Source organism: Streptomyces sp. NPDC045778 (assembly GCF_056431945.1).
In genome coordinates, this window is sequence record NZ_JBWKJZ010000007.1 from 118,661 (window position 1) to 131,168 (window position 12,508).

7 protein-coding genes are annotated in these 12,508 nt (G+C 76.6%); all 7 read left to right on the forward strand.

Annotated elements, in window-relative coordinates; all coding sequences use genetic code 11:
* The first annotated feature begins 1 nt into the window (after position 1).
* The 7 genes from AC07GB_RS11515 to AC07GB_RS11545 all read left to right on the forward strand — a co-directional run bounded on the left by AC07GB_RS11515 (position 2) and on the right by AC07GB_RS11545 (position 12,508).
* Positions 2-5,452 carry a CHAT domain-containing protein gene (locus AC07GB_RS11515; RefSeq protein WP_478844000.1) on the forward strand — a complete coding sequence of 1,817 codons (5,451 nt, stop codon included), beginning with the start codon at positions 2-4 and terminating at the stop codon, positions 5,450-5,452.
* Positions 5,449-5,796, forward strand: a complete 348-nt coding sequence (locus tag AC07GB_RS11520) for a hypothetical protein (RefSeq protein ID WP_478844002.1) — start codon at positions 5,449-5,451, stop codon at positions 5,794-5,796. The genes AC07GB_RS11515 and AC07GB_RS11520 overlap by 4 nt, the downstream gene beginning before the upstream one ends.
* Positions 5,793-6,305: a nucleotide exchange factor GrpE gene (locus AC07GB_RS11525; protein WP_478844004.1), complete on the forward strand. Its 513-nt coding sequence runs from the start codon at positions 5,793-5,795 to the stop codon at positions 6,303-6,305. Before AC07GB_RS11520 ends, AC07GB_RS11525 begins: the two co-directional genes overlap by 4 nt.
* Complete coding sequence (locus AC07GB_RS11530; protein WP_478844006.1) at positions 6,302-8,443, forward strand: Hsp70 family protein; 2,142 nt, start codon at positions 6,302-6,304, stop codon at positions 8,441-8,443. The genes AC07GB_RS11525 and AC07GB_RS11530 overlap by 4 nt, the downstream gene beginning before the upstream one ends.
* Positions 8,440-10,440, forward strand: a complete 2,001-nt coding sequence (locus AC07GB_RS11535) for an Hsp70 family protein (RefSeq protein WP_478844008.1) — start codon at positions 8,440-8,442, stop codon at positions 10,438-10,440. The genes AC07GB_RS11530 and AC07GB_RS11535 overlap by 4 nt, the downstream gene beginning before the upstream one ends.
* A 62-nt stretch (positions 10,441-10,502) precedes the next feature.
* Positions 10,503-12,029, forward strand: a complete 1,527-nt coding sequence (locus AC07GB_RS11540) for a hypothetical protein (RefSeq protein ID WP_478844010.1) — start codon at positions 10,503-10,505, stop codon at positions 12,027-12,029.
* Positions 12,026-12,508 (forward strand): hypothetical protein, encoded by a 483-nt coding sequence (locus AC07GB_RS11545; RefSeq protein WP_478844012.1) that lies wholly within the window; start codon positions 12,026-12,028, stop codon positions 12,506-12,508. Before AC07GB_RS11540 ends, AC07GB_RS11545 begins: the two co-directional genes overlap by 4 nt.

Consider the following 12,508-nt stretch of genomic DNA (forward strand, 5'->3'; position numbering starts at 1 on the left):
GGTGCATGAGTACGAGGAACTGCGCATCCGCGTCCGCCCGTTCGGCCCGTCCCACTTCCTCGTGGCCGTCAGCGGCCCTTCCTGCGCCGCGGACGTCATCACCGTGGGCGGCGAGCCCGCGGCGCTGCGCGCCCGCTGGGACCGCCTGGTCGAGGCCGACCTCGGCCACGCCCCGATGGGCGAGCGGCACACGGCCGAGCAGCTGCGCGAGCTGGGGCGCGCGGTGTACGGGCTGCTGTTCGGGGCCGCGGGCCCGGGCGGGGCACCGGCGGGGGCCTACGGCGGGTCACCGGCCGTAGGTCCCCACGGCAACGTGGCGGCCGGGCCACCGGCCGGTCCCCACGGCATCGCCGGGGCCGGGCCGCCGGCCGCGGGGCCCGGCGGCCCCCGCTCCTCCCCCACCGCCGCCTGCCTGGCCTCCGCGCTCGACCTCGCCCAGCGCACGGCCCCCGGCCGCCGCCTGCGGCTCCGCTTCGACCTGCCGCCGCGCCTGCGCGAGCTGCCCCTCGAAGCGCTGTGCGCCCCTGCCGACCTGCCGCACCAGTCCCTCGCCCTCAACCCCGGCTACTCGCTGGCGCGTTCCCTGCCCGGCGGCCCGCTCGGCCGGCGGCTGCCCACGCCCGCGGACGAGCCGAGCCTGATCCGGCTGCTCGTCGCCTGCGCGTCACCGCCCGGCGTGGGCCCGGCCCTGCGCCTGGACGCGGAGGTCGCCGCGCTGCGCCAGGAGCTGCCCGAGGTGGCCGTGCGCACCACCGTCGTCGAGGCGGCCACGCGCGAGCGCCTGGAGTCGGCCCTCGCCGCGCACGGCGACCTGCCCACGGCCGTGCTGCTCATCGCCCACGGCCGCTACGACGAGGACCTCGGCAAGGGCGTCGTCCACCTGGAGACCGAGTCGGGCGGCGCCGACAGCGTCCCCGCCGACCTGCTCAGCGGCATCCTGCTCAAGGCCCCGCGGCTGCGCCTGGCCGTGCTCAACCTCTGTTCGGGGGCGGACAGTTCGGGGCCCGACGGGGCGCACGCCGAGCCGTTCTCGGGGCTCGCGCAGGCGCTGATCGCCGGGGGCCTGCCGGCCGTGGTGGCGATGCGCGGGCGGGTCAGCGACGAGTCGGCGGGCCGCTTCAGCCCCGAGCTGTTCAAGGAGCTGGCGGCCAACCGCACCGTCGACGAGGCGGTGTCCACGGCGCGCCGCCGCATCTCGCACCTGCCGCGGCACACCGCCGTCGAGTGGGCGACGCCCGCGCTGTTCCTGCACGAGGACTGCCGGCACGGATGGCTGTTCAAGGCGCGTGAGGTACGCGACGACGGCGGCGCCGTGGCCGACCCGCTGCGTGAGGGCGCGGACGCGCTGCGCGTCTTCCAGAACCCGGTCGGGCACGTGGACGCCACCACGCTGATCAGCGCCGCCCGCTTCGAGCGCGACCAGGGCCGCTGGCCCCAGGTGCAGCGCATCCTGCGGACGCCGACGCGGCAGTACGAGGACGAGCAGCGCCGCCTGCGCACCGAGGCCGCGTGCGAACTGGCCTGGCCCGACCTGGAGAAGCTCTGCGAACTGCTCGCCCACGAGGGTGAGGGCGCCGCCGCGGCCGCGCGCCTCGCCGCGGTCCGCACGGCGCTGCCGGTCCCGCTGCCGGGGGCGCTGACCGCCCGCGCGGAGCGGCTGCGGCTCGCCGCCGAGCTGCTCGACCGCGCGCGGGCCGCGGAGGCCGCCGCCGACTGGGACGCGGCGATCTCCCTGTACGAGGAGGTGGCCGCCGCGCGCCTCGGCTTCCCCGAGGTCCCGGCGCGCCTGGCCGCCGCGCGCACGGCCCTGCGGGCCGCCACGGCCCGCGCGGCCGCCGACCGGGCCCGCCAGGAGGGCGACTGGGACACCGCGGCGCGGGCCTACGCCGAAGCCCTGGCCCTGTGCCCCGCCGACCCGGCCACGGCGGCCCGCGCCGCGTACGCCCAGGGCCGGGCGGCGGAGTCGGCGGGCCGGTGGCGCGAGGCCGCGACGGCGTACGCGCGCTGCGGAAGCGCCACCGGCCCACTCGACGCCACTAGTCCCCTCGATACCACCGGCCCGCTCGACGCCACCGGCCCCCTCGACGCCCCCAGGCCTCTCGACACCACCGGCCTCCCCGACGCCGCCGTCCGCCAGGCCTACGCGCGCGGGCGCGCCGCCGCCGACGAAGGGGACTGGGCCGCGGCCGTCGCGGCCTTCGAGGAGTGCCGCTCCCCCGAGGCCCCCGGCCCGCACGACCCCCCGGCCCCGGCCCACCTGGACGCCGACGGCCGCTGCGCCTACGCCCGGGCGCGGCTCTGTCGCGAGCGGGACGACTGGGACGGGGCCCTTGCCTGGCTCGGCGGGCTCTCGGACTCCTTCGACGACGTGGCGGACCAGGTCCTGTACGCGCGCGGCAGGGCCGCCGACGCCCGGGGCGCGTGGGCCGACGTCATCGACGGCTTCGGGCGCCTCCCGGACGCCTACGCGGACGGCGAGGTGGGGGTGCGCCGCCGCTACGCCCGCGCCCGCGTGGCCGCCGACGTCCACCACGACTGGGCGGCGGCGTGCGCGCTGCTCGCGGGCGTGCCCGACACGGCGCGCGAGGGCACCGTCGCCCCGCTGCGCCGCAAGGCTGAGGGCCGCCGCGCGGAAGCCCGGCGGGACTGGGCGGCGGCCCGCGCCGTCTACGCGCGCGCCTTCCAGAACGGCTCCGCCGCCCCGCACTCCCCTGCCGCTCCCGAGCCCCTGCACCTCTACCTCTACGCCCTCGCCCGCACCCACGAGGCCGACGCCCGCTGGCAGGACGCGCTGCGGGTCTACCGTGTGCTGCCGGACGCCTGGGCGGACGTGTCGGCGCGGCGCCGCTACGCCGGTGCGCGCGTCGGCGAGGAGCGGGCCTCGGGAGCGGCGGACTGGCTGGCCGTCGCGGCGGCGTACGACGGGATCGGCGGCGGGCTCGACGGCGCGGACTGCGCGGCGCGCTGCCGGCTCGCGCGCCTGCGGGCCGCCGAGGCCGAGGGCGAATGGGCGGCCGTCGTCGCGGCGGCCCAGGCGCTGCGGGGGTGGCACACCACCGACGGGGCCGACGCGGCGGCCGTGGCCGCCGTCGACGCCTACGCGCGCGGCCGCATCGCCGACGCCCACCAGGAGTGGGAGAAGGCCGCCGAGGCGTTCGCCACGTGCCCGGGGCACCGGGACGCCGACGCCCATCTCGCGTACGCGCGGGGCCGGTTGCTGGAGGGCGACGGCCGCTGGAGCGACGCCGTGGCCGCGTACGAGCGGGCCGCGGGGCGGCTCGACCGGGCCGAGGTGCGGCGACGGCGCCTGCGGCGGCTGCTCGACCTGCTGCCCTGGGCCGACGGCCTGACCCGGGCGCCGCTGACCGCCGACCCGTTCGCGCTGCGCGACGCCACGTATCCCTATCTCGCGCTGCGGGAGGCGGGCGTGCACCCCGGCGTGTCGATGGCCGCCGTCAGCGACGCGCCGTACACGCTCCTGGAGCGCGGCGGCATGTCCTGGTCGGAGCGGGTAGCCCTGGACCGGCTGCAACTGCCGTGCCGCAGACTCCAGTTGGATGCCCTGCTGTACCGCTGGCACGGGCCCGACGCCGTGCGGGACGCGCTGGCCACCCTCTCGCCCGACGACGAGCACGCCGGGCCCGGGCTCGTGGACATGCTGTGCGAGCGCTTCCCCGAGGACGCGCCGCTGCTGCTGCTCCTCGCGCGCGGCCGGGACGCGGCCACCGCCGAGTGGGAGCGGCGCCTGGCCGCGGCCCCCGGCGACATGGCCGTGGCGCACGGCCTCGCCGTGGCCCGCCTGTGGCAGGCGCAGGAGCTGGAGCAGAGCGGCGCCTGGGAGCACGCCACGCGCACCTGGAAGCAGGCGCTCGCGTACTGGGCGACGCTGCTGAGCGACGACGCGTACTGGGACGGCTGGCGGGCCGAGCGCGCCGCCTGCTACGCGCGCGAGCTGACGGCCGAGGACATGAACCGCCTCCGCTGGGAGCTGAGCCGTCACCTGTCCGCGCAGCTGGCGGCTTCCGAGCAGCGGCACACCGAGGAAGGCCGCCCCCAACAGGCCGAGGAGTACGGGGAGTTGGCGGCTTTCCTGGAGGCGGAGCTGGGCGGGGCGCGGGTCCTGAAGGAGGTGGGCGGGCTCCCGGGGGTGCCCGGGGCGCGCGGCGCCCTCGCCTGCGGGCCGCACTACGCGCGGCTGCTCGACCTGCAACTGCCGCTGGCCGCGCTCGCCGCGCAGCTGGACGCCGCCGCCAAGGACGGCAGGGACCCGGGCGAGTACGCGGCCCGCGAGCTGCGCTGGGCGTTCTCCGGCCTCGCCCGGTCGCTCGCGCTGTGCGCGGTCCACAAGTTCACGGCGGCCCTGAGCGCCCTGCCCGCCTTCCCCACCCTCACCACGCTGCCCGACGACTGCGCGGGCCCCGCCGCCGCGGCCGACCCGCGCCGCCACCTCGAGGACTGCCCGCACTGCCAGGACTTCCTGTGCCGGGACCCCGCGTACGTCCAGCTGGCGCACCGGCACGCGCGGCTGCTCCAGGACGGTGTCGAACTCGCCGTCCGCGCCCGCCTGGAGCTGTCCCGCTCGGCCCTCGCCGACGGCGAGGACGGTCTGAGCCGCGCCCTCGAACAGTGGGAGCGCCTGGTGGGGGTCGCGCGCCGCGCCGGGATGTCGGCCCGGGCGAAGAAGGCCGTCGTGCGCACCGCGCTCGGCCGCGTGGAGGCCCTCGTCCACGAGCCCGCCGGGCCGAAGGCGCGCCGCGGCGAGGGGCTCGACGAGGCCATCGCGCTCGTCGAGGCCGTGCCGCCGCTGCTGCACCCGCTGGACCGCGAGGAGCGCGACCAGCTCGACGGCAGGCTCTCCTCGCTGTACTCGATGCGCGGCGTGTGGCGCGGCTACACCCGCACCAAGCACGGCATGCGCTCGGACGTGTACGGCGCCGAGGCCGATCTGCGCCGCGCCCTCGACCTCAACCCGGCCTCCAACCACGCGCGGGACAACCTGGCCCGCGCCCTGGTCTTCACCCTCGACGAGCGCGGCGACGCCCTGCCCGGCCGGCTGCGGCTCCTGCACGAGGCCCTCGGCCTGCTCGACGTCGGCCTCGGCCAGGCCCTCACGCACAACTACCGCGAGACCCTCGGCGAGGCCCTGGAGGAGCTGGACCGGCTGCTCGCCACCGACCTGGGCGTCGCGGGCATGGGCGAGCTGATCCGCAGCGACGGCGCGGAGCCGCCGCCGGACGAGGACGACCTGGCCTCCTGGGCCGCCGAGCTGACCGACCGCGCGGAGACCGAACTGGCCAGGGGCGACGTGCGCAAGGCCCTGCACCACCTGATCCGCGCGACCCGCGCGGACGCGATGGACCCACGGGTGCGCCGCGCGCTCCTGGACGCGGTGCGCAGCTGGCGCACCGCCCTGACCGCCGACGCGCCCGCCGAGGGAGGCACCCCGCCGTGATGCAGGACCCCGACAGGCCCCCGAGCCCCTACGACGCGCTTGCGGGGGCCTCGGTCACGCCGTGGACCTCGCAGGCCGAGCTGCGGGACGCGCCGTTCGAGCTGCTCGCCCGGCGCCTGATGACCCCGGCCGCGCAGGCGGCGCTCGAGGAACTGCGCACGGTGCCGGGGCGGCTGCTCGTCGACCTCTTCCTGTACGACGTGGACGTGGCGGCCGAACTGCCGGGCGCCGTCGAGGAGACCGACCGGCTGCTCGCCGGGGCGACGGGGCCGGGCGCGGGGGAGCCGCTGTCCGGCGAGACGGTCGCCGGGCTGCTCGACAAGCTGATCCGGTTCGACGTATGAGCACGATTGAAGGGCGGCCGGAGGCCGATGAGGAGGGCACCGTGACCGAGCAGGAGTCCACCGCGGCGGCGGCGCGCGTGGCGTACGACGGGGCGCGGGCGCTCGCCGAGCGCGATGCCGTGCACCGCGCGCACACCGAGCGGCTGCTCCTGGCGTGCGCCGACGCGCTGGACGCGTGCGACCGGCTGCTCGCCGCCGGGCCGCAGCCGGACCCGGCCGCGGTGCAGCACAGCGTCCGGCTCATCGCGCGGCAGCTGGAGGCGGCCGCGGCCGGCGCGGGCCTGGAGGTGCTCGGCGCGGTCGGCGAGCGCGCGGACCCGGCCACGCACCACGTCGTGGCCGTGCGCCCGGCGCCCGCCGGGGCGGCCGACGACGAGGTCCTTGAGGTCGCGCGGCGCGGGTATCGATACCGGGGGCACGTGCTGCGCGCCGCCCGGGTCGTGGTCGCCGCGGGCGACGCCACCGGGGACAGGACCCGGGCAGCACAGGAAGGGACAGCACAGGGATGAAGGCCATCGGGATCGACCTCGGCACGACGAACAGCGCCGTCGCCGCCCACGATCCGCACCGCGACGACATCGCGGTCCTCACCAACAGCAAGGGCGACCGGCTGACCCCGTCGGTGGTCGGCCTCGCCCGGCGCGACGGCAAGGACCAGACCCTCGTCGGCGAGGACGCCCTCAGATGGGCGGTGCGGCAGCCGGAGGAGACCATCGTGTCCGTGAAGCGGCTGATGGGCCGCGACTTCGCGGACCGCTCGGTGGCACAGGCCCGCGAGCGCCTCTCGTACGAGATCGTGTCGGGCCCCGACGACGACCCGCGCGCCCATGTGCTGCTCGGCGGCCGCAGCCGTACCCCGTCCGAGATCTCCAGCGTGATCCTCGACAAGCTGGTGCGGGACGCGGCCCGCACCCTCGGCGAGCAGGTGACGCACGCGGTGATCACCGTGCCCGCGTACTTCCGGGACGCGCAGCGCGCCGCGACCCGGGAAGCGGCGGAGCGCGCGGGCCTGGTGGTCAAGAAGATCATCGACGAGCCGACCGCGGCGGCGGTCGCGTTCGGCCTGCACAAGCCGGGCGGGGCGCGCAGCCGGGTCCTTGTCTACGACCTGGGCGGCGGCACGTTCGACATCTCCGTCCTGAACACCGTCAAGGACCACGAGGGCAACAGCCAGTTCCAGGTGCTGCGCTCCGCCGGGGACATCTGGCTCGGGGGTGACGACTTCGACCTGGCGATCGTGGAACGGATCATCACCTGGATGCGGGACGAGCGGGGCGTCGACCCGTCCGGCGACAAGGAGTTCCTGTTCCAGGCGAAGAAGGCCGCCGAGGCCGCCAAGCGGGAGCTGAACGAGCTGTCGGAGACGTACATCGTGATCCCGGCGGCGTACCACGGCCCGGAGGGCATCGTCGATGTCGAGATGGCCCTCACCCGCGACGAGTTCCAGCAGATGATCGCGCCCCTGGTGACCCGCACCATGGACCTGGTCAAGGAGACCCTGACGGGCTACGAGCTGACGCCCGACGCCATCTCGGACGTCCTCCTGGTCGGCGGCGGCACTTTGACCCGGCCGGTGTACGAGGCGGTAGAGGCGTACTTCGGCGGCGACAAGGTGCGCCGGAACATCAACCCCATGGAGTGCGTGGCCTACGGCGCGGGCGTGCTCGCCGAGACCCTCAACGGCGTGGAGTGTCCGGCGCCGCAGTGCCTGAAGACCAACGAGTACGCCGCCGAGGTGTGCGCGGACTGCGGCCAGAGCCTGGTCAACGCCCGCCCGGTGGGCTCCACAGGGCTTTTCGAGTCGACGCCGATGGCGATGGGCATCGCCGCGGTCAAGGGCGCGCGGCGCGACGTGTTCGTGCCGATCATCCCGGCGGGCTCGCCCTTCCCGCTGCCGGAGCCGCGCACGCGCACGTTCCACGCGACGGACAGCCGGCTGATCCGGGTGCCGGTGTACGAGGGCGACAGCCACGTGGCGAGCGAGAACCACGAACAGGGCGTGGTCGAGTTCGAGCTGCCGCAGGAGATCGAGATCAACCGGCACGTCGACGTGTCGTTCAACTACTCGGCGGACCGCATCATCACCGTCCGCGTCAGCGTGCGCGGCACCGACATGGCCCTGGAGGCGACGCCGCGGCGCGACAAGCCGCGCACCCCGCCGCCCGAGACCGAGCGGGAGGTCGACAGCGCGGTGCTCCGCGAGGAGCTGGGCCTGGCCGAGCGGGAGGCCCGGCACTTCCTGAAGCGGTACGGGCCCTACATCGAGCACACCCAGGAGCTGAAGGTGCGCCGCGACATCACGCAGGCGCAGCGGGCCGTGGAGATGGGCGACAGCGGCGAGTACCAGCGCCTCACCGAGCTGCTGCTCGACGACATGTACCACCAGTGCGGGCTCGCCAGTCAGTTCCGCCAGGCCGAGCTGGCGTCGGACGGGGCGCCCCTGGAGACCGTCAAGGCGATCAGCGAGGCCGTGGAGCAGGTCAAGGCGGCCCACCGCAACGGCAACCGCATCCAGACCGCCGAGCAGGCCAAGAACCTGCGCAGCATGATCGCGGTGGCCTACTCGGAGCGCGCGGTGCCGTCGCTGCCGAGCAAGCGGGACCACGACGGCATCCTCCAAGTCCCTGACGACATGGCCGGCGGATGACGGCAGCGGGGGGCACGGGGGTGGCGGCACGGGGCGCCGACGGCCGGGTCAGCCTCGGCGTGGACTTCGGCGCGACGGGGGTGCGGGCGCTCTTCGCGGCGGCGGGGCAGCCGGTGCGCCGCCTCGACCTGCCGGAGGCCGACTGGCCGTGGCTGGTGTGCGCGCCGGCCGCGGCAGGGGTCCTGCCGGTGGTGTTCCCGAGCGTGAAGTCGCTGCTCGGCAGCGGGAGTCCGGTGCCGTGGCGGGACCGTGCGGAGGACGCGGACGCGGTCGTGGCGCGCATGCTGCGGACGCTGCGCGAGCGCGTCGAGGCGCGGGCCGGAGCGGTCGCGCAGACGGTGATCAGCGTGCCCGCCGCCTTCCAGTCGCGGCAGCGCCAGGCGCTGCGCGACGCGGCGGCCGCCGCGGGGCTCGCTCCGGTGCGCCTCATCAGCGACTCGCTGGCCGCCGTGATGGGGCACACGACGGACCGGGACAGCGGCACCTTCCTCGTCTACGGCATGGGCTACGACGGCTTCGAACTCGGCCTGGTGCGCGGTGTGCGCGGCCACTACCGCGCGCTCGGCTACGACGGCGCGGCCACCTCCGGCGGCCGGGCCTTCGACGAGGCCGCGCTCGCCTCCGCCGTGCGGCTCCTTCGGGCTCACCGGGGTCCCGCGTCCGTGTCCGGCGGCAGCGCGCGGCTGTGGCTCGGCCACCGGGCGCGGGCCCAGGAGGCGCGCGAGGAGCTGGGCACCGCCGACGGCTCGGCCACCGACTCCGCCGCGCTCACCCTCGACCTGGGCAACGGGCCGCCGCTGCGCATGCGGATCACCCGGCCGCACCTCGACGCCTTCCTGGAGCCGCACGTGCGCCGCACCGTGCGGCGCGCCCACGACCTGCTCGGCGAGTCGGCCCTGACCCGCCCCGACGTGGACACACTGCTGCTCGTCGGGGGCGCGACGCGACTCGCGCAGGTGCGCTCGGGCGTGGCGGAGCTGGGGCGGAGCACGGCCCACGGGCCCCGCGAGCTGCTCGCGCTCGGCGCCCTCAAGCACGCGGTGCGGCTCGCGGGCGGCGGCGCCTCCGCGTCCGGCGCGGCGTCCCTGGAGGAGGGCCCGCTCGACCCCCCGGACCCGGGCCGCGACACCCTCGCGGAGGCACCGGCCCTCACCGCGACGCTGCTCGCCTTGGACGACGCCCCGGCCCCGGCGCGCCGCGACGTGGCGCAGGCCCGCGAACTGGCCGGACAGGGACGCAGGAGCGAGGCAGTGGCGCTGCTCCGGGACATCGTGGCGGAGGCACGGGAACTCCTCGAAGGGCTGACGGGGGCGGCGTCGGAAGCGGAGGCGGCAGGACGGCAGGAGCGTACGGCGCAGACGCGGGCGGCGGCGGAAGCACGGACAGCGGCGGAAGCACGGACGGCGGCGGAAGCGGTCGACTCCGAACACCCGCCCGAGCACCCGTCCGGGCAGCTGTCCGGGCACCCGTCCGCTCAGCCTCACGAGCAGCAGCCGGACCCCCAGGACCCCCGCGCGGCGCCGGCGGACACCGGCACCGCTCCCCTCCCCCTCGGCCACGCCGCGCGGCGCCAGCTCGCCCGGGCCCGTGCGCTGCTCGACCTCGGCCGCCACGAGCACGCCGTGCAGGCCTCGCACCTGGCCTGGCAGGAGGCCACCGCGCACCCGGCCCGCGCCGACGTGCTCGACGCGATGATCGACGTGCACTGCGCGGCCGCCATGGCCGACGTGGCGCCCGACCACTTCCCGGACGCCGAACGCTGGCTGCGCTGCGCGTACGGCCACGACCCGACGAACGAGCGGGTACGGTCCCTGCTGGCCCACCGCACCTACCGGCACGCGCGCGAGCTGCACCGCCGCGGCGCGCGCGATGAGGCGATTGAGGCCCTCGGCAAGTGCCTCACGTGGGACCCTGAACACCCCGAAGCCGAGGCGCTGTTGGCCCGGCTGACCCGTGACGGCAGGAACCGGCGCGGCAGGGGCGACGTCCTCGACTGACGAGGCCTCATGGGCGAGGCATTCGCCGGTCACGCACCGGTCCCGAGACAGGGAGTACGCGCTTGACGCCCGCACAGCTGCTGGACAAGCAGGAGCTCATCAAGCAACTTCAGGACCTGGCGGGCGAAACGGCGCTCGGCCCGCGTGCCGCCGAACTCCGCGCCTTGGCCCACGACGTGCAGCACGACAAGCGCCTCGACCGCTGGTCAGAGCTGGACCTCGTGCACGCCTACGTCCGCCCGGAGAGCGTCATCGCGCGCGGCAGAAGACCGTCGGCGCGGCGCGACGGGCTCCTGGAGGCCGCGCTCGGCGCGCTGGTCTTCGTGCCGCTCCTGGTGACCTGGTTCGGCCTGCGCGAGGCGGTGCACGCGTACGGCGAACTGAGCAAGGTCGACCGCAAGGAGGCCACGCGGCCCTTCCTCCAGCTGTGGCAGTCGGGCTTCGGCGGCCATCTGTCGCCGCTCGGCCGGTTCGAGAACGTGGCCCTGATGGCGGTCGTCCTGATCGCCCTGCTCGTCCTGCTGTCCGTGGTGCACGCGCGCGTGCGGACGCGCGCCGAGCGGGAGGAGGAGGCCCAGGAGGCGGAGCGCGAGCGGCTCCTCGCGGAGCTGGCGTCCGTCCTGACCCGCCTCCAGATGCTGCTCGCCCCGCACCGCAGCGCCTCGCCGAAGCAGTTCACCTCCGAACTCACCAAGGCGGCCCAGGAGATGCGCGCGCTCGCCGCCGAGGCCGACAGGAACCACAAGGCGCTCGTCACCGCCACCGGCTCGGTGACCGGCGCGACGGTCTCCCTCCAGGAGGCGGCGGGCAAGCTCACCGCCGAGGTGCCGAAGCTGGGCGCCGCCGCCGACCGCATCGAGACGGCGGTGCGCGAGGGCCAGCAGGCCGCGGCCCAGGCGGGCAGCGCCAACGCCGCCGCGGCACGCCAGCTCGGCGACCAGGTCAAGACGGTGGGCGCGAACGTCGAGACCTCGCTGCGCTCGCTCGTCACCGCCCAGCAGGCCCTCGTCACCAAGACGGAGTCGGTGGCCCGGGCCACCGAGCAGGCCTGCGAGGCCCTGGTGACCAGCACGGGCCGCACGAACGACGCGGTCGACGGCATGCGCGAGGCCACCGAGCGCTGGGACGCGGCGGCGGCGCACTGGCAGGACGCGGCGGCCCGGGTGGAGTCGGGCGTGCGCTCCCTGGCCGCGCCGCCCTCGCGGAACGGCTCGGAGCGGTACACCGGCGGAACGGACCGGTACCGCGCCGGGACGGAGGCACACCGCGCCGGGGCAGAGGCGCACCCCGCCGGAGCGGAGTCCTCCAGGGCCGCGCCCGGTCCCTACGGGGCGACGGTGCCGTCGCCCTCCCCCTGGGCGGCCGCACCCTGGGCGACCGCGAACGGCACCCCCGCTCCGCACGCGCCGAGCGAGCCCGACATCCAGGACGACCCGGCCCTGAGCGGCGACCACTACCGCGACCCGGGCGGGGCCGCCGAGGCCGACGAAAACGCCGAGGACCCCGAGGACGCCGTGCGTTCTGACCGCACCACCGCCTTGCGCCCGCCGCCCCGGCGCCCGTCAGCACGCCCCGGAGGTGACACGTGACCCCGCGCAGGCGGCGGCGCGGGAACCGGATCGCCGGGGTCGTCCTCGCGGGCTGGCTCTTCGCCGACCTGCTGCTCGTGCTCGCCCTGGTGTCGATGGCCGACCGGCCCGACCCGCTGGCCGCGCGCGCCCGCCCGTCCCACGGCGCGGGTCCGTCGGCGAAGCCGGAGCCCACGGGACCGCCGTCGGTGGCGCGCGAGCCGGAGGAGTTCAAGGTCAAGGGCGCCGACAAAGCGTCCCTCGTACGGCAGATCGGGCGTGAGACCCGCAAGTGGGAGGGGCGCAGGGCCGCGCTCGTGCTGACCTTCGGCGGCGGCCGCGGCGGCACGGAGTACGCCCACCTCGTCAACTCCCAGCTCCGCAAGGGCCGTCCGGAGATGTTCAGCGGGCAGACCGCCACCGACGACTTCCACGACCTGAGCGCCTCCGTGTCGACGGCCGTGGTCCGCGTGTACTTCTTCACGGCGCCCGGAGGCTGA

What these genes read in the sequence shown, in the direction of transcription:
- AC07GB_RS11525 (WP_478844004.1), top strand. Translation starts at nt 5,793, where the DNA reads ATGAGCACGATTGAAGGGCGGCCGGAGGCCGATGAGGAGGGCACCGTG.
- AC07GB_RS11530 (WP_478844006.1), top strand. Translation starts at nt 6,302, where the DNA reads ATGAAGGCCATCGGGATCGACCTCGGCACGACGAACAGCGCCGTCGCC.
- AC07GB_RS11535 (WP_478844008.1), top strand. Translation starts at nt 8,440, where the DNA reads ATGACGGCAGCGGGGGGCACGGGGGTGGCGGCACGGGGCGCCGACGGC.